Annotated in this window: 18 protein-coding genes; 10 read left to right on the top strand and 8 right to left on the bottom strand. The window is 69.3% G+C overall.

The annotated features are described in order from the left end of the window. Positions 1-10 precede the first annotated feature (10 nt). The 3 genes from AB0C62_RS24905 to lanKC form a co-directional block, all read right to left on the bottom strand. The gene (locus AB0C62_RS24905) at positions 11-1,870 is read right to left on the bottom strand and encodes an ABC transporter ATP-binding protein (protein ID WP_362976590.1); all 1,860 of its coding nucleotides are present in this window, start codon (positions 1,868-1,870) and stop codon (positions 11-13) included. A gap of 170 nt (positions 1,871-2,040) precedes the next feature. Then, positions 2,041-2,169 (bottom strand): SapB/AmfS family lanthipeptide, encoded by a 129-nt coding sequence (locus AB0C62_RS24900; RefSeq protein ID WP_058940762.1) that lies wholly within the window; start codon positions 2,167-2,169, stop codon positions 2,041-2,043. Positions 2,170-2,227: 58 nt separating this feature from the next. Beyond that, positions 2,228-4,813: a class III lanthionine synthetase LanKC gene (gene lanKC, locus AB0C62_RS24895; RefSeq protein WP_362976588.1), complete on the bottom strand. Its 2,586-nt coding sequence runs from the start codon at positions 4,811-4,813 to the stop codon at positions 2,228-2,230. Between the two features lie 557 nt (positions 4,814-5,370). Between lanKC and AB0C62_RS24890 the strand changes: the two genes are divergently transcribed. Continuing rightward, complete coding sequence (locus tag AB0C62_RS24890; RefSeq protein WP_362976586.1) at positions 5,371-5,760, top strand: SMI1/KNR4 family protein; 390 nt, start codon at positions 5,371-5,373, stop codon at positions 5,758-5,760. 43 nt (positions 5,761-5,803) lie between these two features. On the opposite strand, the gene AB0C62_RS24885 is transcribed toward AB0C62_RS24890, so the two are convergent. From AB0C62_RS24885 to AB0C62_RS24875, 3 genes are all read right to left on the bottom strand, one after another. Then, a complete protein-coding gene (locus AB0C62_RS24885; RefSeq protein ID WP_362976584.1) occupies positions 5,804-6,202 on the bottom strand; it encodes a VOC family protein in 399 nt (132 codons plus the stop codon). A 634-nt stretch (positions 6,203-6,836) separates the two neighbouring features. Then, positions 6,837-7,142, bottom strand: a complete 306-nt coding sequence (locus AB0C62_RS24880) for an antibiotic biosynthesis monooxygenase (protein ID WP_362976582.1) — start codon at positions 7,140-7,142, stop codon at positions 6,837-6,839. Between the two features lie 604 nt (positions 7,143-7,746). After that, positions 7,747-8,211, bottom strand: a complete 465-nt coding sequence (locus AB0C62_RS24875) for a MarR family winged helix-turn-helix transcriptional regulator (RefSeq protein WP_362976580.1) — start codon at positions 8,209-8,211, stop codon at positions 7,747-7,749. Positions 8,212-8,266: 55 nt separating this feature from the next. On the opposite strand from AB0C62_RS24875, the gene AB0C62_RS24870 reads away from it, so the two are divergent. Together AB0C62_RS24870 and AB0C62_RS24865 are read left to right on the top strand one after the other, a co-directional pair. Next, positions 8,267-9,133, top strand: a complete 867-nt coding sequence (locus AB0C62_RS24870; RefSeq protein WP_362976578.1) for an SDR family NAD(P)-dependent oxidoreductase — start codon at positions 8,267-8,269, stop codon at positions 9,131-9,133. 306 nt (positions 9,134-9,439) lie between these two features. Next, on the top strand, positions 9,440-9,625 hold the full coding sequence (locus AB0C62_RS24865; RefSeq protein ID WP_362976576.1) for a hypothetical protein: 186 nt from the start codon (positions 9,440-9,442) through the stop codon (positions 9,623-9,625). A 220-nt stretch (positions 9,626-9,845) separates the two neighbouring features. Here the strand turns inward: AB0C62_RS24865 and AB0C62_RS24860 are convergent, their stop codons facing one another. Further along, on the bottom strand, positions 9,846-10,403 hold the full coding sequence (locus AB0C62_RS24860; RefSeq protein ID WP_362976574.1) for a hypothetical protein: 558 nt from the start codon (positions 10,401-10,403) through the stop codon (positions 9,846-9,848). Positions 10,404-10,496: 93 nt separating this feature from the next. On the opposite strand from AB0C62_RS24860, the gene AB0C62_RS24855 reads away from it, so the two are divergent. Both AB0C62_RS24855 and AB0C62_RS24850 read left to right on the top strand, forming a co-directional pair. Beyond that, entirely contained in the window at positions 10,497-11,009 is a 513-nt protein-coding gene (locus AB0C62_RS24855; RefSeq protein ID WP_362976572.1) for a PadR family transcriptional regulator, read from the top strand. Between the two features lie 667 nt (positions 11,010-11,676). After that, on the top strand, positions 11,677-12,942 hold the full coding sequence (locus AB0C62_RS24850) for an MFS transporter (protein ID WP_362976570.1): 1,266 nt from the start codon (positions 11,677-11,679) through the stop codon (positions 12,940-12,942). Between the two features lie 341 nt (positions 12,943-13,283). On the opposite strand, the gene AB0C62_RS24845 is transcribed toward AB0C62_RS24850, so the two are convergent. Continuing rightward, positions 13,284-14,201 (bottom strand): LysR family transcriptional regulator, encoded by a 918-nt coding sequence (locus AB0C62_RS24845; RefSeq protein WP_362976568.1) that lies wholly within the window; start codon positions 14,199-14,201, stop codon positions 13,284-13,286. A 119-nt stretch (positions 14,202-14,320) separates the two neighbouring features. Here AB0C62_RS24845 and AB0C62_RS24840 point away from each other — a divergent pair, with 119 nt between their 5' ends. The 5 genes from AB0C62_RS24840 to AB0C62_RS24820 are packed head-to-tail and all read left to right on the top strand — an operon-like array spanning position 14,321 to position 19,377. Further along, positions 14,321-15,322: a fumarylacetoacetate hydrolase family protein gene (locus AB0C62_RS24840; RefSeq protein ID WP_362976566.1), complete on the top strand. Its 1,002-nt coding sequence runs from the start codon at positions 14,321-14,323 to the stop codon at positions 15,320-15,322. After that, positions 15,319-16,281: a cyclase family protein gene (locus AB0C62_RS24835; RefSeq protein ID WP_362976564.1), complete on the top strand. Its 963-nt coding sequence runs from the start codon at positions 15,319-15,321 to the stop codon at positions 16,279-16,281. The genes AB0C62_RS24840 and AB0C62_RS24835 overlap by 4 nt, the downstream gene beginning before the upstream one ends. 23 nt (positions 16,282-16,304) lie before the next feature. Then, complete coding sequence (locus AB0C62_RS24830; protein ID WP_362976562.1) at positions 16,305-17,435, top strand: FAD-dependent oxidoreductase; 1,131 nt, start codon at positions 16,305-16,307, stop codon at positions 17,433-17,435. Beyond that, positions 17,432-18,427 carry an amidohydrolase family protein gene (locus tag AB0C62_RS24825; protein ID WP_362976560.1) on the top strand — a complete coding sequence of 332 codons (996 nt, stop codon included), beginning with the start codon at positions 17,432-17,434 and terminating at the stop codon, positions 18,425-18,427. Before AB0C62_RS24830 ends, AB0C62_RS24825 begins: the two co-directional genes overlap by 4 nt. Before the next feature lie 11 nt (positions 18,428-18,438). Continuing rightward, complete coding sequence (locus AB0C62_RS24820) at positions 18,439-19,377, top strand: VOC family protein (protein ID WP_362976558.1); 939 nt, start codon at positions 18,439-18,441, stop codon at positions 19,375-19,377. Positions 19,378-19,427 lie beyond the last annotated feature (50 nt).

The raw sequence follows: 19,427 nt of genomic DNA, 5'->3' as shown, positions 1-19,427 counted from the left end.
GCGTCGTTCATCAGGCTCTCTCCCCCGCTGCCTGGTGTCCGGAGGTGGCAGCGGGCGGCGAACCGATGTCCGGGGCCGTTCGAGAGTTGCCTGGACGCTCTGGTCCGGCGTCCGTGGCGGTGAAGACGGCGCGGTAGTCCGGCATCCGCCACAGCACCTCGTGCGGGCCCAGCCCGCGGATGCGGCCCTTCTCCAGCCAGAGGACCAGATCGGCGCCGGCCGCGGTCGACAGTCGATGGGCGACCAGCAGCCGGGTGCCGGCACGGACGTCATGGGCGAGCGCGCGCTCCACCTCCCCCTGGGTGACGGTGTCCAGGCCGGACATCGCGTCGTCCAGCACGAGCAGTCGTCCGGCGTGCGCGAACGCCCGGGCCAGCCCCAGGCGCTGGCGCTCACCTCCGGACAACGGTGCGTACGTGAGCGGGGTGTCGTATCCCTGCGGAAGACGCGTCACGAAGGTGTCCGCTCCAGCCGCGCGGGCGGCGGCGCGTACGGCCGCGGAGGGCGGTGCGACGGCGCCGAACGCGATGGCGTCGGCGACCGTGGTTCCGAAGAGGGCGGGCTGCGCGAAGGCGTAACCCACCTCCGTGCGCAGGTCCTCTTTGGTGAGCCGGTCGAGCGGGACGCCGTCCAGACGCACTCCACCCTCGTCGGGGTCGGTCAGTCGGCCCGCCACCGCGGCGAGGGCGGACTTGCCCGAACCGGAGCGGCCCACGACGGCCACCGTGGTCCCGCCGGGCACGGTGACGGTGACGTCGTCAAGGACGTGGACGCCGTCGCGCACGACACCGACACCACGCAGCTCCAACGTCCCCGGTCCCCCTGCCGGCAGCGCCGACGGACCGTGCGCGACCGGGGACAGGAGTGCCGGCTCGACCGTGCGTCGAGCGGCCGCCCTTCCCTTCACGAGGGACCCGACCACCCCGGCCACTGCCCCGGCGCCCGCTGCCAGCGCCGCGTACCGGGAGGCCGCGACCAGGTCACCGACGCTCAGGTGTCCGGCGGCGAGCCGCAGGCCTCCCACACCGAGAACGAGACAGACGAGCAGCGGCATCAGCACTCCGCTGTGCGCGACGGCACGCCCGTAGACCCGCCACATGGCACGGCCTTCGGTGCCGAGCCGTGGCAGGTCCGCGAGCACGCGGCGTCGTTCCCGGCCTGCGGTGCCTGCGGCGGCGACGGTCTGGGCTCCTCCCAGCACCTCGGCGAGCCGGTCGGCGACCTCCGCCTGGACGCGCTGATAGCGGCCGACCGCCACGGACGAGGAACGGGCGAACGTCCGAAGGAGCAGCACCAGCAAAGGGACCCCCAGCAGAAAGGCCGCGGCGGTCCACACGTCGATGACGGCCAGCGCGACAAGGGCACCGAGGGGCGGGAGCAGAGCCGCCAGCGCTCCCGCCGATGCGGCCGGAACGGTGCCCGCCTCGGTGGCGTTGGCGGTGAGCCGGGTGGCCAGGTCCCCGGGCGCGAAGGAGGCGGTGGCGCGGTCCGGGTCCGCGCGCAGGAGCCGGTCGAGTGTCCGGGTGCGCAGCCAGGCGGTGGAGCGGGCGTTGACGGTTCCGACGAGCAGGGCGTCCGCGGAGTCGAGCAAGATCTCCGCGACGACGAGCGCGGCGCACGCGAGGGTCCAGCCGGTGGCGCCCGGCGACTGGGAGAGAAGCAGGTCCAGAGCGTGCCCGAGGACCGCGGGTTCAGCCAGCGAGACGAGCGCGGCGGTGACGGAGCAGAGAAGGATCGCGAGGCTGTGTCCGCTGCTGTGCCGCAGTGCCTGGCGCAGTACGCCGTCACTGACGACAGGGACTTTCGAGTCTTCCTCGGCGTCACTCCCGGCGATGGACGCGGTGGCCGGGGGGTCCGGGGCGGAGGTCATCGCGGAGGTCTCCTCCCCGGGAACGACTGGGATGCGTGGTGCGGGGGCCGGCGCCGGACTCGGGTCGATGAGCTGTTTCCGTCTGGCTAAGACGCCGGGCGTGAACGGAGTCGGGCCGGTGACCGGCGCCGGTCCGCGCAGCGGTGACGCCGCGCGGACCGGCCGGTGTGTCAGTTGCAGGTCGTGACGGACAGGCTGCTGTCGCCGCAGAGCAACAGGCTCGCGCGGCTGCCGGTGGCGACGTCGCCGGTGGCCTCTTCCTTCGGGGTCTCCATCGACTGCAGGTCGAGAAGCGTCATCGTCTTACCTTTCGATCGGGGACTGTGAGCGGTTCGTACGTCCTGCGGGTGGTGCACTTCACGATCCCTGTACGGGACCGGCTTGTGGGTTCCGCCGGGGCGGCGGAAGGAAGGGCAGATGCACGTCTCCGCCGGAGGCGGCGCTGCCGAGGGCGAGGAGGCAACCGGCGGTGCCGGTGGCGAGGTCCATGGACAGCCGCATCATCTGCTCGCCGGGGAAGGCCAGATGACCCTTGTACGGGACGGCGTGCCGTGTCAGGGCGTCGATCTGTCGGCGGACGTCCCCCGGCGCGGTGCCGGGGCCGGGCGCGGTGGTCCGGCTGAGGTGCAGCACCATGCCGGCGGCGCCACGGAACAGTCCGGGTTGGGCGTAGAAGGTGGCCTGTGCGGCCCGTACGATCTCGCGGCGCGCTCCTTCGAGGTCCTCGTCCGCCCGGTGGGCGAGGTAGTCGTCGAGCACCATGCCGATGCCGACGCTGCCGGCGCCCAGGTACGGCATGGTCCGCCAGCCCTCGTCGACCTGGAGCGTTCCGGAGGCGCTGCGGACACACCGGGCGAGGTCTTGCCGGAGTGCGGCGCCTGCCCGGTCGAGCAGCGTGGTGTCACCGGTGCGTTCGTAGAGTCGGACGAAGAGCAGGGCCGGTCCGGACGCCCCGTACAGGAGCCCGGCGCGGGTGATGCCAGCAACGTCCTCGGCGACCAGTTCGGCGCAGCGCCGAGCCGCGTCGTGCAGGGCCGGTGTTCCGGTCGTGGTCGCGAGGGAGTCCAGGGCGAGGCCGACGCCGGCGAGGCCCCCGTGGAGATCGGGGGCGATGCCCTCCCAGGGACGAGCTTGCGCCGACTCGGCTAGTTCCAGGGCCCGTTCGGGGTGGCCGAGGCGGTCCAGTGTCCAGGCGATACCGGTCAGTCCGTCGTAGAAGCCGATCGGTGTGCCGGACTCCGGAACCTTGGTGTGGCGCAGAAGCCACTCCTCCGCCTCGGTGTGGGGGTCGGAGCCGGTCTCGGCGAGGGCGTACAGGACACCGGCAGTGCCGTACCCGAAGGTCGCTCCGCCGCCGGTGGTGGCGAACTGGGCGATGTCGCCGGGGAAGAATCGGTCGTCGCGCTCGGGGGTGGCGGAGGCCAGTACGGCGCGGACCATCGAGGTGCGGCTGCGGGGCCAGTCGCCTGGCTCGACGGGCAGGTAGGGTCCGGCATCGGGTCGGTCGGTGCCGCGGGTGATCTCCTCGACCGCCTCGTCCAGGAAGCTTCTGTCGACGGGGAACTGCTCGGCGGCGATGTCCGCCAGGTGTCGGGCTTTGGCTCTGTCGAGCGGAAGCAGACTGGTGAGCGGCAGGAACAGGGCGAGCCGCAGGCAGGCCAGGGCGTACCGGTCCACGTCGTGTCCTCGCCGGTCGGCGGGGGCGACGAAGCCGGGGTTGGCAACGGTCTGGCGTCGGCCCTCGTCGATGTGGGCTGCGGCCTCGAAGTCGATGAGTGTCACGGACTGTTCGTCCTCGGAGACCATGATGTTGAAGAGATGAAGGTCGTTGAAGACGACTCCGCGAGCGTGCACCGCGTGCACCGCGTCCTCGACCAGCCGGTGGATACGCAGGGCCCAGGCGGTGTATTCGGCGAGCGCCTCGGGGCCCGGGTCGGACTCGATGAGGGGGTGACGGCGCGCGAAGAAGGTGTTGAGCGGTTTGCCCTCCACGAACTGCATCGCCAGGAACTGGTGGTCTCCGACGGAGAACGTCCCCCGTACCTCGGGGGTGCAGCCGAGTCCGGAGAGCCTCTCTAGCGCTTCCTGTTCGCGGCGCAGTCGGGCAACCGCGTCGGCGCCGTCGGCGGCCAGTCCTGCGTGCGGCCGGGCCTCTTTCAGGACGACCTTCTCACCGGTGGCACGGTCGCGGCCGACGTAGACCCCGCCTCCGTTGGAGAAGTGCAGGGCGCTCTCGATGGCGTAGGGAAGGTCGCCGACGGTGACCGCGGCCCGGGCCTCGATGTGTGGCGCGAGGAAGGCCGGCGGCTCGATCCAGTCGGGTATCCGGAACGCTGGCCCGCGCAGATCGGGGACGAGGCGTCCGTCGGGGCGCCGTACCGCGGGCCGTAGTTCCCCCTCCTCGTCGTAACAGTGGCGGCGGGTGAAGCTGCCGTAGCGGAGGTGGACCGGTCCGGATCCCCAGCGCAGGTCGCTGAGAATGTAGGGCGCAGGCTCGCCGTCGAGGAGAGCGGCGAGGTCTTCGGCGACGCGGTGGCACCGCCCGTCGTCGGACGGGTACACGGTGATGAATTTGCCGCTCGCAGCCCGATCCGCGTACTTGGCGTTGCGATGGTGCAGCAGATAGCGGCTGGGCACGAACTTGTAGGCGACACGCTGCTCTTGGCAGTAGGTGGAGACCCTCGCGAGTACGGACTCGGCGTTGCCGAGGCAGGCGGACACATGGATCTTCCAGCCCTGCTCGGGGAGTTGGCAGTCCGCCGGCCGCAAGGCCAGCCAGTCGCCGACGCGGTGGCGCTGCCAGCCCTCAGGAGCCGGTGCGAGGGCCAGGGCGTACTGCTCTCCCCTGCGGTCGGCTCGGCCGGTCGGACCGGTGTTCAGCCGGTGCGGAGCGTCGTAGAAGTGCGGGTCCGCGTCACAGAAGGCGGCGTAGCCCTTGATCACGTCCACTCCCTCGGTCGGCGGTACCGGCTCCGTGTCGGCCTGACAGGAAGAACGGTGTCATCCGGCGAAGGGGCGCCAACAGTCACACACGTCAGCAACTGACCGTGCGAAACGCATGGGTATCCCGGACCTTGGGGAAGGGTTGCCCGCACCGGCGGGGGTGGGTCTTGGTGACCGCGAGGTTCCCCCGGCCGGTGTACGACGCGACGACCCGGCTGTTCGGGGCCGCAGCGCCCAGCCCAGCGACGATCACCTGCACGACTTCATGCCGACCGGAATCTTGTCGCCGCCGCCAGGGCTGCAGTCGAGTGGGCCCGCAGTGGGCGATCTTCACCGGTCAGTCTTCTGGCCGAGGTCGCTTACCGGATATGTCGAAGACGAGATCAGGGCGGCGGTCGCCCGAGGCGAAGCCATCGAATGCTCCGTCACCCCCGTCTCCCGGTCGGAAGATCCGAGCGACGTCGTGCCTGTGGGGCTCACGTTGAAGGCCCGAGGCAGCGTCACTCTCCTGAAGGTCCCCAAACCCTAGTTACGGCTACAGCAGGGAACCAGCCACCATGCACCCCGCGGTAGAGCACCTGACCGAGATCATTCCTCCCGGCGCTCCGCGCCGCTCACGCGACTGGGCAACTGCCGAGCACCAGTTGGGCACGCTACTGCCGGAGGACTACAAGGAACTCGTCGAGACCTACGGAGGCGGCGTCTTCGACGAGACCATCCGGCTACTGGACCCGCAGTGCCCCGACGAGGACTACAAGCCCCTCGCCCAGGCCACCGCCCGCGCCGAGATCCTCGCCGATCTGCGGCAGAGCGAAGCCAAGCCCACAGAGCCCCAGAACGAATCCGAAGCTCAGGTCCTGCCACGGGCCATCGAAGAGAGCGGCGCGTACCTGTACTGGCTTCGGCGGCCGGGACAAAAACCCAACGAGTGGTCGCGGGCCGAGTGAGTCAGGACGACGCGGTCAGTGAGGGTCTTGCCGGCGTGATGGGTTACGTCGAGAGCGTTGGCCGTGCCGTTGAGGCTTGGCATTTGAGTTCGAGGTTGTTTCCGGCCGGGTCGCGGATGAACACCGCGTAGTAGCCCGGTGCGTACTCCGGCCACAGCCGAGGCCCGTGGAGGATCTCTCCGCCGAGTGCGGTGGCGAACTCGTGGACGCGTCGGACGGTCGTCTCGTCCTCGACCCTGAGCGCAAGGTGGGTCTGGCGACCACCGGGGTCGGTCGCTAGGGAGAAGAACAGCTGAGCCGGCCGGCCAGGTAGGGCGTACCCGATCAGGGTCGGCGTGTCGAAGGTTCGCTCACCCCCGGCCAGGCCGACGACCTGGTCGTACCAGTCGCCGATGGCGTTGAGGTCGTCGACTTGCAGGACGACGTGGTCGAGCAGGGTCATGGGCTCTCCAGTCCTTGTGTGGCCCCGCTCTACGGCTGCCGGCCTCCCGTAGCGCCGGGGCGACCTCGCCGGCCAACTTCTGGAAGGTCGGGAGGTGGCCGGCGATGGCTTGGACCATGTTGGGGTCTGATGAGTCTGACACGCATTGAGTGCCTCCGGTGGGAGGGAACCGGCGAACGAACTGGTGGTTCGTGTCTCGTTGGGGGCGCCGCACCGGATCATCGTCACCGCACGGCCTGACCTGCGCGGCTCGTTCTACGAGAGCTTGCCGAAGAGCACTTTGCGGGTCGCGCGATCGGTGACCGTCCACAGGCGCGCCGATGCCGTCATCGGCCTGCCCTGTCCCTCATCACCGCTGCCGAGAGAACCGGCTCGCCCTTCCGCAACTGCCCGCGGTGGCCACCCGCGAGTGGTCGGCCCCCTCGTCGACGGTGGGCGATGGGGCTGTGCGGGGCTCGATGCGCACGCCGTTGGGCGGCGGCCCGCCGAGCAGGATGAGGCGAGCCACCCGGTGGCGCTGTCCGGGTAGGCAGGCAGAGGCGGGGTCCGCCCGTCGTGCAGCCGACGCGGGCCGAGAGAGTGCGAGCATGGAGGCGGAGACGGACACGCCGGGCCGACCAGCCGCGTGCGGTCTTCAGGGGAGTTTATGGGCGAGGACGTCGAGTTGCTCGACGGAAGGGGGTTGGGCGAACAGTTCGCCGGCTCGTTCCGTCAGGGCGCTGCCCAGCCGACCTGCGAGGTGGGCCTGACGTGCGTCGTCGTCGGGGAAGGCGTCGAAGATCGCGAAGGTGGACGCGCTCAGGCGCACGGCGAACCATGCAATAGTGCCGGGCTCCTCCTGCACGAGGGCAAGGCCCTCACGGAGAAGGGCGGCGACTTCTTCCTCCTTGCCCGGCAGGGCCTCGACCTGTACGTGCAGCGCGACGTTGATGTCGGCCATGAGGGAACTCCTTTCCGGTGCTCGGCCGCCCGGGAGCGCCCGGGCACTGCCGTGCCCGATGGGCGTCGAAACGGGTCTCTTATGGCCGCACCGATGCCCCTTTACATCCATTTTGTCACCTTGAGGCCGCACCCACGAGAGGCCCCAGGGCCGCATAGGCTCGTTGTCAGGCGGCTGCTTCGACGTCGGCCGTGGCGTTGCCCTTCGGGGCGGGGGTGGTCATGTCTCGGAGCTTGGTTCGAGTCGCCGACATCCCCGGCATGGGTCAGCGTTGGCTGCTGGGCTGTGACGGAGCACCGTAGTTTGAGAGTGGAGCGCGCGACTCTGCGAGGTCGTACGCAGCAGGCAGTCTGATCGCCTAGCTGCCGGAGCAGTCGACCGCCGGGCATTGGGTCACTTCCGCCGGTAGGTCTGCGGGCGCTGGGCTGTCTGCCTTTCAGGAGATCGGCGTTTTCGCGCCGCTTGCGAGGAGGTGGTTCTCGGGCCGGGCGCCCCGCTGGCCAGGGGAGCGAGAACTCGGTAGCGACGTCCATGGTGTCCTAGAGGCAGCAGCGGTGCATCCGCACCACAAGGCCTCCTCCAGGCGATTTCTTCCGTGCGTGCGTCAGCCGGTCTTGTCGTCGGTGAGGGCGATGTCCAGGTGCGCGAGGAGCGCGTCGAGTGTGGCCAGTTGGTGCGGATCGAACCGGCCGAAGTACTGGCGAAGTACGTGTGTGCCCGCTTCTTCCGCGGCCGCCAGTGCCGTGCGGCCCGCATCGGTGAGGGAGACGGTCTTGCGGCGGCGGTCCTCGGGGTCGCCGGTCCGGGCGACCATGCCGAGGCGCTCCAGGCCCTCGACGATCTGGGTGACGGAGCGCGGAGCCTGACCGAGGGAGGCGGCCAGCTCCGCTTGGTGGAGCGTGCCGCGGCCGGCCAGTACCTGAAGGACCTTGGTGCGGGAGAGGGACAGGCCGGCGGTCGCCGTCATGCGCTGGTCGACCTGTTCGCGCAGGGTGTACGCGAGGGTGAGGAAGGACAGTCCCACCTGCTCCGGGGCGCTGCCCGGCATCGCTGATTCGTGCTGCTCCATGGTTCGGGTATCCTCGCACAACAGACTCGTGAGGTACCTCATGAAAGGGAGTGGGATGGATCGTCCCGTCGCCGTGATCACCGGAGCCACCTCCGGACTGGGCCGCATCGCCGCCTTCGAGCTGGCCCGCCAGGGCTACCGCATCGGCACCGTGGCCCGCTCCCGCAGCAGGGCACAAGCCCTCGTCACCGACCTGAAGGCGGTGACCGACGAGCCCGTCGACGTCTTCCACGCAGACCTCGGCCTGCTCTCCGACGCCCGCCGCGCCGGCGAGGAGATCGCCGCGCACTACCCGCGCCTGGACGTCCTGGTCAACAACGCCGGCCTCCACGCCTTCGCCCAGCGCATCACCGCCGAGGGCCTCGCGGACATGACCGCGGTGAACTACCTCGGCCCGTTCCTCCTGACCGAGGCGCTGACAGCAAAACTCGGATCCTCCTCGCCGGCCCGGATCGTCAACGTCGCCTCCGAAGCGGCCCAACAGGCGAAAACGATCGCCCCGGCCGAGGACCTGCGGCGCACCGAGCCCTACACCCGTCGGGAGTCGATGCCCCTGTACGGGCGCACCAAGCTGATGACCATCATGTGGACGCAGGAGCTGGCCCGCCACCTGGATCCGGACAAGGTCACCGTGAACTGCTGCGACCCCGGCTTCAACGCCACCGGCCTGGGCCGGGACCTGCCCGGCTCCGCCGTCCTGCAGCGGGTGCTGAACACCCTAGGGATCGGCGATCCCCGCAAGGGCGCCGGCATAATCGTGCGGCTCGCCACCGACCCTGCGTTCGCGGGCACCACCGGCGGCTACTTCTCCGCCCGCGACGCGCGCCCCCTGCAGTGCCCCGAGCCCGGCCGGGACCGGCGCGTGCAGCGGGAGTTGTGGGACGCGACCGAAGCGCTCCTCGCCGCCCACCCGGCCGGCTGACACCCGGCACACCCGCCTCAAGGAGGACACCGCCCGGTACCGGGGTACCGCCTGGGCGCGGATTCGTCCTCCAGTAGCTCTTTTCGGCCGCACCCGGCTCCTACGTTCACGGGCGGAGCCTGTCGGGCTCGCCCTCACACATCCGTTTTCCGCCTGGTGGGAGCAATTTCCGTAGCCACCATTCTCGGATCCGGCCCCGCAGTTCCCGCGCAAGCCCCTCGAGTACCGGTCGTCCAGCAGGGCCACAGCGTCGCGGCTCCGGTCACGCGTGACCCGGATCCCCAACCGGCCCAGGATGCAGCGCAGATGATGGACCGCCGTCTCGTCCTGGCCCGCTCGATGGCGCTGCTCGCCACCGGCACCGCGTTCCGCAACTCGGCCAGCACGAGTTCCATCTGGGTGTGCCGGATCCGGCGTCTTCCGTCGGTGATGAGTGACTCCCGTTCCAGCAGGACGTGCCCTTCTTCAGGTCACTTCCCGACGGACCCCTAGGAGCCGATTCCCTGTGGCCGTGTCGTAAGCCTCACCTCCTGCACTTGCAGGTGTGGCACTGACGGAACCCGATGCGAGGGTCCGCACAGACTCCGAAGGCCGAAACAGCTTTGGGTCTGGCCATGTTGCTCCTTGCGCCGATGCCTGCGAGTTCCATTCGAAGTGGAGAACGGGAGCGCAATCGTCCAAGAAGCGGCTCGCACCGAGTGTCCGGCAGTGGCTAGCCCGTCACCGCGGCTTTGGCCTGGGCAGCGGCGACGTAGCGCACGGTGAACAGCACAGGGACGACGAAGCCGAGAACCTGGACCAGTGTCGCCGTCGTGGAATGGCCGTGGCCGGCGTGGGCGAGCACCGCGAGAGCGCCAGCCGTCACGGCGAAGGCAGCTGTCCATACGGCGGTGATGACCACGTTGACCCGGATGAAGGGCTTGAGCTTCCAGACCTCGGGCGGTGTGGTGCGCTTGGCGATACCCAGCGTGAACGGCTTGCCCATCAGCAGCGAAGCCCCGGCGATAAGGGCCAGGGTGGCCGAGGAGAGCGCCGCCGAGTAGGCGTGGGCGGCCGAATCGGGGTCCGCGAAGGCGACAGCGGCCAGGACCGCGAAGAAGAATGCCGAGCCGGTTTCCATGATCAGCGCATCGAAGCCGACTCCCGTGCGCCGCTGCTGGGCGACTATCGCCATTGCCACCAGCAGCGCGGCAAGCGCCCCCCACTGCCACTGGGCGGAGGGGACCACCGCGAAGACGATCCATGGGAGGAAGGTGCGAACGTACGACATCGAAGGCCCCCGAGTTTTGACATTCCTAGTTTGACATGTCGAACTTAGAAGTTCCGACATCGACCTGTCAAGACTGGAAGGTAAGGTGATGACATGAGCCTTCGACACGCCCTCCTCGGACTCCTGTCAGAGCGTCCCGCCAGCGGCTACGACCTGCTGAAGCGCTTCGAGACCTCCTTGGCCAACGTCTGGCCCGCCACACAGAGCCAGCTGTACACAGAGCTGTCCAAGCTCGCCGACAACGGCCTGATCAGCGTCACGGCTCAGGGCCCGCGCGGCCGCAAGGAGTACACCCTCACCGACGAGGGCCTGGCGGAGCTGCGCCACTGGCTGACGCAGACCAAGCCCCAACGCCACACCCGCAGCGACATCCTGCTGCGGGTCTTCTTCCTCAACGTGATCACCCCCGACCAGGCACGGAACTACCTCACCGAACTCATGGATCTCTCGAAGCAGGAGCACGAGGCCCTGCGCAAACTGGCCGACTCCATCGACTGGGGTGACGACCCACTGTCGGTGAACGGGAAGATCGCCCTGGAGTACGGCCTCCGCTTCAACGCGATGCGCCGCGAGTGGGCCGCATGGGCGATCGACCAGGTTCGCTGAAATCACTCGACTCAGAATTCATGTGCATGATCAGGTCGGGGGAACGCGTAACGGGCTTCGTTCGCGAATTTCCGGCTCTGGCTCAGGTTTCGTGCAGCAGTGACTGACGTTTGCAACCTGGGAGGCGGCTGCCTCGCTGGTCGGGGCCAAATGTGATCCGGCCCTACGAGGTTAAGGCGCTGCTTCACTAAGCGAGGAGAGCCGGCGTGCACGACAGACCGAGGATGGAGAAAGCCCTCGATCTTCCGGACTCAGGGTTTCCAGGTGCGCAGGAAAGAGGCGATCCGGGCAGCAGTACAGCGCGGGTTGTTCAACTCGTGCGCGAGCGCGGTGAGTTGTTCGCGACATCGTGCGATCGTTCACAGGTCTCAATGGCGTGAGGGCAAGTCCCATCCTCCGTCGGCACCAGGCGATGCAGGTTGGACCCGCTTCGCCTCCTATCCACCGCCTGGATGGCAGTGATCCGGAATTCCGATCGCTCGGAGGCTGGGCAGCGAGCGTGCGCCCCCGCATAGTCGTGGCAGTCCCGCACCGTGCGGACCGACGTCGGTCCGGCACCCTCGGTGTGTGGTCATCACCTTCACGGCACCCCGCGGGCCCCGGCGCTGGTTGGTGTGCCTGCCCTCGTGAGAAGTCCTCTGGAGCCTCGATGCACGCTGACGCCCCTATGCCATCCGCAGTCCCACTGGACGGCGCCGTCGCGGCGTCGGCCGCCGACGTCTCGGGCCCTGCACACCGGCTCAGGATCTCCCTGCTCATGGCCGGCTCCTGCCTGCCGGTCCTGGGTGCCGTGCTGCTGGCCCCGGTTCTGCCGAAGATGCAGGACCACTTTGAAGGAACCCCAGGCGCAGAGGCGTTGGTGCCCCTGGTTCTGACCGTCCCCGCACTGGCGCTCGCGCTGCTCGCACCGTTCGCCGGAATGATCGTCGACCGGCTCGGACGCAAGCGTCTGCTCATCGCGGCCACCGCGATGTACGCGCTCTGCGGTACGGCCCCGCTGTGGCTCGACGCCCTCGGAGCGATCCTCGCCAGCAGAGTCCTGGTCGGGGTCTGCGAAGCGGCCATCATGACGTGCTGCACCACGCTGATCGGCGACTACTACCAAGGTCCGCAGCGGGTGCGGTATCTGTCCCTTCAGACCATGTGCACCGCGGCGTCCGCGACAGCCTTCTTCGTTGTCGGCGGAACTGCGGGTTCGGCAGGCTGGCGTGTGCCGTTCTGGCTCTACGCGGTGAGTCTTCTCATCGCTCCGATCATGGCGGTGGCCCTGCCGAGCGCGACGCCGCGGGACTCCTCGGAGAACCGGACGCCCCTGTCGGCGAATGTGGGACATCGCCCATTCCCTTGGAGGCAGATGCGTTCGACCTGCGTCCTCACGTTCTTCGGGGCGATGGTCTTCTACACCGTGCCCGTGGAGATGTCCTACCTTCTCGACGATCTGGGGACGACCAGCTCCGGCGTCATCGGCGTGGCCACCGCGGTCGCCAGCGCCGCCACCGTCGTAGGAGCTGTCGTCTTCGCCCGGATGCGCCGCACTCCGGAGCAGGTGCTTCCGCCGGTATTTGCCGTGTGCGCGCTCGGCTTCGCACTGATGTACCTCGCCGACAGCACCCCGTTCCTGGTGGCCGGAGCAGTGGTCAACTGCCTCGGCACCGGGATGTTGCTGCCGGCCCTGCTGATCCGGGGCATGTCTCGACTGAAGTTCGCCGACCGAGGACGGGGAACCGGGCTGTGGACGAGCGCGATGTTCGGGGGCACGTTCGTCCTGCCTCTGGTGCTGCTCGGCGTGGGGAAGGCCGTCGGGAGTCTGGCATCGGCCGTGGGCGTGCTGGGCGTATCCGCTGCGTTGGTGGCCGCCGCACTCGCGTGGGCGCAGCGGCGTACGGCCGAGGACGGGCCGCACTTGGATGCGGCGCCGGAAAGCGCCGCCTGACGGCGCTGGTTCATGGCGGAGGGACCAGGTCGTGCCGCCGACCTGGTCCCTCCGCCACCGTCACGGTCGCGCCTGCTCTCCTGGCCACGGTGTGCGGCAGTTGAGGGCAGACCAGCGGCAGTCGCCTGTGCCGCTCCTGACGATCATGGTGTCGTCGACCGCGCCACGTCGGCGCGGCTCCCGCCTCCCGGTCGCTCAGCAGCGCTGATGACGGACAGTCGCGAGGGCCGATGGCGGAACAATGGAGGATGCCCCCGTCCGGAGCTCACGGGTTCTCATCTGCCGTCTCGGAGAACGTCGTTGGCGGCGCCAGGACTCTTCGCTTCCTGCCGCCGATGCCGTCAGGTGCGTGGTGCGGCATTCAGGTCGGCGGCGACACGCAGAGCTGTTTCGCGGAGCCAGATGTGCGTCGAGTCATGCGTGTGGACGGGATGCCACCACAAGGCTTCCTGAAGGGGGACGGTTTCGTAGGGCGCCGGCATGACACGGACAGGCGCCAGATCGCGCATGAGGTCGGCCAGCCGTTGCTGGACCAGGGCGATGCGGTTCGTCCCGGCGACCATGTAGGGCAGCAGGGAGAAGCTGTCGACCGACACCTCGACGCGCGGTTCGATGCCCAGCATGCCCAACTGCCGTACGGCGGGGGCGTCGTAGGTCCGCTGGTAGGTGACCCAGGGCAGTGTCGTGAGGTGGTCGCGGGTGAGATGGTCGGTGACCTCGGAGTTGCTGTCGGCGACCAGGAAGACCCACTCGTCGCGGAAGAGATCGGTGCGGGGCATCTCCCCGACCACTCCGTGCGGCATGAGCAGGCCGTCGGTTCGGGTGAGCAGGACGCCGAGGTCCTCCACGACCGTCGTCGGGGTCTGCGTGAAACGGAGCTTGACGTGGGGCGCTTCGGCGTGGATCAGGCGAGCCAGTGAGGCGCCGAAGACGGCGACGGCATAGTCCGAGGCCACCAGGGTGAAGGTGCGGCTCTCGGTGGCCGGATCGAAGTCGGCCTGGCTGCTGAAGAGGCGCTCCAAGAGGTCGCAGGCGGTCGAGGTGCGGTCGAGCAGGACCTGCCCGAGGGCGGTCAGCTCGTAGTGGCCGCCGGAGCGGGCCAGCAGATCGTCGTCGAAGTGCCGGCGCAGCCGGGCCAGAGCCGCGCTCATGGCGGGCTGGGACAGGCCGACGCGTCTGCCTGCCTGCGTGACGTTGCGTTCCTCCAGCAGGGCCCTGAGGGCGACAACGAGGTTCAGGTCGAGGCTGGAGAGGTTCACGGTCCGTTCCTTGGGGCGTCCGACGAACTATTCGCGGCGTGGATGTTCCGTATCCACAGAATCTATTTCCCTGATTGCTGGTGAGGGGTCCAGATTAGTCACATCGCAATCAGGAGGACATGTCAGTGAAACCTGAAGCCGCGTCCGCGCCCTTCTCCGGCCCCTTCGCTCTGGCGACGCTCTCGACCACAGAGCGCGACACTTTCCCGGCGCTGGTGCGCCGCGACGGATCCGTGCTGGATCTGCGCGAAGTTCTCGGCGCCCCCCAACTGGCCATGCTCGACGTGCTGGAGGACTGGCCGAGCCTGTCGCCCCGGCTCTTCGAGCTGGCCGACCGCCCGACTGCCGCAGAGCCGCAGGTGGCCGACTTCCACGTCCACGCCCCGGTCGCCCCGCGGCAGGTGCTGCAGTCCGGTGCCAACTACCGCCAGCACGTGATCGACCTGCACGTGGCCCACCGCGACGGCTCGGACGGGCTGTCCGAGGAGGAGGCCCGCGCCGAAGCCGCAAGGATCATGGACCAGCGGGCTGCAGACGACCTGCCCTACGTGTTCATCGGTCTGCCCAGTTCCGTCACCGGCCCCTTCGACGACGTGGTCCTGCCCGCCTGGGCGAAAAAGCCCGACTGGGAGCTGGAACTGGCCGCCGTCATCGGCCGCCCCGCCTACCAGGTCACCGTCGAATCGGCGCTGGACCACGTGGCCGGCTACACGATCGCCAACGACCTCACCGACCGGGCGACCGTGTTCCGCCGGGACATGCCGCAGATCGGGACCGACTGGCTGCGCAGCAAGAACGCGCCGGGCTTCACCCCGGTGGGGCCCTGGATCGTGCCCGCCCAGTCCCTCTCGGACACCTCCGACCTGCAGGTCACGCTGAAGCTGAATGGCGAGACCATGCAGGACGAGTCGACCAAGGACATGATCTTCTCCGTCGCTCGGCTGGTCTCCTACGTGTCGCAGAACGTGCGGCTGCTGCCCGGTGACCTGGTGCTCACCGGCAGCCCGGCAGGCAACGGGATGCACTGGGGACGGCTGCTGCGCGACGGCGACGTGATGGACGCCTCCATCACCGGCCTCGGTGCCCAGCGCACGCGATGTGCGGCCGAGGTGACGCCGTGACCCACGATCGCCGCAACCCCGAAGCAGCCATAGCCGAGGCGGCCAAGACGTTCTCCAACTGGGGGCGTTGGGGCGAGGACGACCGCCTGGGCACCCTGAACTTCCTCGACGAGGGCAAACGCCGCCAGGGCGCCGCGCTGGTGCGCCGCGGTGTCAGCTTCTCCCTGGCCCAGCAGTTCAACATGGACGGCCCGCAGCGGGGCTGGCGGCGGCGCACCAATCCCGTCCACACCATGCTGGACACCGGTGCGGACGCCGCCCTGGGCACGCAAGGGCTGCCGCACGGGATCGGCGGCGCCGACGACGTGGTGGCGATGCCCTTGCAGTGCTCGACCCAGTGGGACGGCCTCGGACACATCTTCGACCACGGCAAGGCCTGGAACGGGCGCCCGGCCGAACTGACGGTGACCTCGGACGGTGACCTCGTCACCGGCATCGAGCACATGGCCTCCCAGATCGCCGGCCGCGGCGTGCTCCTGGACGTCGGCCGCGTGGTGGGCACCGACGGTGAACTCCCGGACGGCTTCGCCATCACCGAGGAGCACCTGCAGGCCACGGCCTCCGACCACGGCGTCACGGTCGAGCGGGGCGACATCGTGCTGGTGCGCACCGGCCAGCTGGCCCGGGTGCGGCGCGGCGGGTGGGGTGAGTACGCGGGCGGTCCGGCACCGGGCCTGTCCTTCACGACGGCCGGCTGGCTGCACCGCAGCGAGATCGCCGCCATCGCGACGGACACCTGGGGCTTCGAAGTACGGCCGAACGAGTTCGACGACGCCTTCCAGCCCCTGCACCAGGTGGTCATCCCCAACATGGGGCTGCTCATCGGCGAGATGTGGGACCTGGAGGAACTGGCCCTGGACTGCGCCGAGGACGGCGTGCACGAGTTCTGGCTGGCCGCCCCGCCGCTGCCCATCACCGGAGCCGTCGGCTCGCCGGTCAATCCCATCGCCGTCAAGTAACCACCGGGACAAAGGAGTTCCTCATGCCCACATCTCGCACGGTCCTTGTGATCGGAGGCGGAGCAGCAGGCAACGCCGTGACGATCCTGCTGCGCCGCGCCGGCCTGGCGGTCGACCTGGTCGAAGCCCGCGAGGACTGGAACGCGACCGCCGGGTCCGGCATCACCCTTCAGGGCAACGCCCTGCGGGTGCTGCGCGATCTGGGCGTGTGGGAGCAGGTCAGTGCCTCCGGATTCGGTTTCGGATCCGTCGGCATCACCGCCCCCGACGGCACGGTGCTGCACGTCCAGGACGACATCCGCACCGGCGGAGACGATCTGCCCGCCACGGTCGGCATGCAACGCCCGCGCCTTCAGCAGATCCTCATCGACGCGGTCAGGGCCGGCGGCGCCACGGTTCGGCTGGGAACCACCGCCCACATCGACGGCCAGGACGCCGACGGCGTCGACGTCCGGTTCAGTGACGGCACCGAGGCCCGCTACGACCTGGTCATCGCCGCGGACGGGATGGGCTCAGCAACCCGCGCCGCCATCGGAATCACCGACAAGCCCGAGCCGACCGGCATGGCGATCTGGCGGATCGCCGCACCACGGCCCGCCGACGTCACGCGGACCGACCTCGCCTACGGCGGCCCGGCCTACATCGCCGGCTACTGCCCCACCGGTGAGGACACCCTGTACGCGTACGTCGTGGAAGCCAACCGCGACCGCGCGGCCATCCCCGCCGAGTCCTACGCCCAGGAGATGCGGCGGCTGGCCTCCGTCTACGGCGGCGCATGGCCCGCGATCACCGAGCACATCAACGACCCCGCCCAGGTCAACTACACCTGGTTCGACCAGATGCTGGTCGAGGGGGCCTGGCACCGGGGCCGCGTCGTACTGATCGGTGACGCCGCGCACTGCTGCCCGCCCACGCTCGCCCAGGGCGCCGCGATGTCCCTCGAGGACGCCGCCGTGCTCGCCGAACTGCTCACCACCCGGGACACCTGGGACGAGGAGCTGCTGAACGCCTTCTACGAACGCCGTATCCCGCGGGTGCGGGCCGTCGTCGAAGCGTCCGTGCAGCTCGGGCAGTGGCAGCTCGACGGTGTCCGCGATGCCGACGTGCCCGGCCTGATGGTCCGCACGATGTCCCAGCTCAAGGAGCTCCCGTGATCCGCACGGTCGATGTGCATGCCCACGTTCTGCTGCCTGAAGTCGAGCAGCTCGTAGCCGGACAGCCCGGTCTCGCACGGGCCCAGGCACTGGACGCCCGCCGCAACGGGCCGCAGGCACTCGCGGTGAGCGGGGCGATGATCGGAGAGCGGATCCGTCTGCTCACCGACGTCCAGGCCCGCCTGCAGGCAATGGACGTACAGAACGTCGACGTTCAGCTGGTCAGCCCTTCCCCCTCGCACTACCACTACTGGGCCGACGAGGACGTGGCCGAGAAGGTGTACCGGCTCAGCAACGAGGCGGTCGCCGCGCACTGCGCCGCCTCACCCACCCGCCTGCGCGGACTGGGCCTGGTGCCTCTGCAGCACCCCGACCTCGCGGTGAAGGCCCTGGATCACGCGCTTGCGGCGGGGCTCCTGGGCGTGGAGATATCCAGCCATGCCCCCGGCCGTGAACTCTCGGACGCGGCCTACGAGCCGTTGTGGGCCCGCGCGGAGGAGACCGGAGCGGTCCTGTTCCTGCACCCCTTCGGCTGCACCCTCGATGAACGTCTCGACCAGTGGTATCTGTCCAACAGCGTCGGACAGCCCACCGAGAACGCCGTCGCCCTCTCGCACCTCATCTTCTCCGGCGTTCTCGACCGTCACCCGGGCCTGGCCATCATCGCCGCGCACGGCGGCGGCTACCTGCCCACCCACATCGGGCGCGCGGACCACGCCTGGTCCACGCGTTCCGACGCCGGAGCAGGCTGCGCCCACCTGCCCAGCACCTACCTCAAGCGGCTCTACTTCGACTCGCTCGTCCACGATCCCCACGTCCTGCGGGAACTGGTCCGCGTCGCGGGAGCCGACCGCGTGCTTCTGGGCTCCGACTTCCCCTTCGACATGGGCGCCGGCGACCCCGTCCAGGCATTGCGGGCTGCCCGTCTCAACGACATCGACTTCGATGCGGTCCGCGGCGGCACCGCCTCTTCCCTGCTCCACCTGTCCTGAGGAGGATCCTCATGAACGCTCGCCTGCTCACGCACCTGCGGCACGTCGACCTCGCCGTGCCCGACTACGACAAGCAACTCGACTTCTACAGTGGCGTCTGGGGCCTGACCAAGGTCGCCGAGGACTCCGGGATCTCCTTCCTCGCCGCCGAAGGCTCCCCCGAGCAGTACGTGGTCCGCCTGCGCAAGGCGGAGGAGAAGCGCCTCGATCTCATCTCCTACGGCGCCGCGAACCCCACCGACGTGGACACCCTCGCCGAACAGCTCCTCCAGTCCGGCGTCCAGCTGCTCTCTCAGCCCGGAACGGTCACCACGCCCGGCGCCGGCTACGGCTTCCGGTTCTTCGACGTGGACGGCCGCACCATCGAGGTCACCGCAGACGTCGAGGCCCGCCGGCACCGCAAGATCGAGGAGAAGGAGTCCATCCCGGTCAAGCTGTCGCACGTGGTCCTCAACTCGCCCGATCTGAACCGGACCCGCGAGTGGTACGAGCGCCACCTCGGCTTCCGCCTGTCGGACACGTTGTCCTCGCCGCACATGGGCGAGGTCATGCACTTCATGCGCATCAGCAACCAGCACCACTCCATGGCGATCGCCCAGGGCCCCCACACCGCCCTGCACCACATCTCCTTCGAGATGCGCGGCATCGACGAGTACATGCGCGGCTCCGGCCGTGTCCTGCGCGCCGGATTCAAGAAGATCTGGGGACCGGGCCGGCACACAGCGGGCGACAACACGTTCACCTACTTCCTCGATCCCCACGGCAACACGGTCGAGTACACGACCGAACTCGAATGCCTGGACGAGGACACCTGGCACCCGCACGTCTACGACTTCTCCGAGCCCGACGTCGCAGACCAGTGGGGCACCGCGAACCCCATGAACGAGCTCGTCGCCAAGGAGTCCTTCAACGATGTCGACCGCGGCTGCTTCATCGCCCCGCCGGTCTGACCCGCCAGGACCCCGGGGGCGCGGCAGGCCCTGTCCATGCCCTGACGGAA

Origin of the sequence: Streptomyces sp. NPDC048643 (genome assembly GCF_040650615.1) — a bacterium.
Taxonomy (GTDB): Bacteria; Actinomycetota; Actinomycetes; order Streptomycetales; family Streptomycetaceae; genus Streptomyces.
This window is presented reverse-complemented; position numbering and strand designations above follow the sequence as displayed.

Coding starts and splice junctions, on each gene's coding strand:
- AB0C62_RS24905 (WP_362976590.1), bottom strand. CDS start 1,870: ATGACCTCCGCCCCGGACCCCCCGGCCACCGCGTCCATCGCCGGGAGT.
- AB0C62_RS24900 (WP_058940762.1), bottom strand. CDS start 2,169: ATGACGCTTCTCGACCTGCAGTCGATGGAGACCCCGAAGGAAGAGGCC.
- AB0C62_RS24890 (WP_362976586.1), top strand. CDS start 5,371: ATGCACCCCGCGGTAGAGCACCTGACCGAGATCATTCCTCCCGGCGCT.
- AB0C62_RS24885 (WP_362976584.1), bottom strand. CDS start 6,202: ATGACCCTGCTCGACCACGTCGTCCTGCAAGTCGACGACCTCAACGCC.
- AB0C62_RS24880 (WP_362976582.1), bottom strand. CDS start 7,142: ATGGCCGACATCAACGTCGCGCTGCACGTACAGGTCGAGGCCCTGCCG.
- AB0C62_RS24875 (WP_362976580.1), bottom strand. CDS start 8,211: ATGGAGCAGCACGAATCAGCGATGCCGGGCAGCGCCCCGGAGCAGGTG.
- AB0C62_RS24870 (WP_362976578.1), top strand. CDS start 8,267: ATGGATCGTCCCGTCGCCGTGATCACCGGAGCCACCTCCGGACTGGGC.
- AB0C62_RS24865 (WP_362976576.1), top strand. CDS start 9,440: ATGATGGACCGCCGTCTCGTCCTGGCCCGCTCGATGGCGCTGCTCGCC.
- AB0C62_RS24860 (WP_362976574.1), bottom strand. CDS start 10,403: ATGTCGTACGTTCGCACCTTCCTCCCATGGATCGTCTTCGCGGTGGTC.
- AB0C62_RS24855 (WP_362976572.1), top strand. CDS start 10,497: ATGAGCCTTCGACACGCCCTCCTCGGACTCCTGTCAGAGCGTCCCGCC.
- AB0C62_RS24850 (WP_362976570.1), top strand. CDS start 11,677: ATGCCATCCGCAGTCCCACTGGACGGCGCCGTCGCGGCGTCGGCCGCC.
- AB0C62_RS24840 (WP_362976566.1), top strand. CDS start 14,321: ATGTCAGTGAAACCTGAAGCCGCGTCCGCGCCCTTCTCCGGCCCCTTC.
- AB0C62_RS24830 (WP_362976562.1), top strand. CDS start 16,305: ATGCCCACATCTCGCACGGTCCTTGTGATCGGAGGCGGAGCAGCAGGC.
- AB0C62_RS24820 (WP_362976558.1), top strand. CDS start 18,439: ATGAACGCTCGCCTGCTCACGCACCTGCGGCACGTCGACCTCGCCGTG.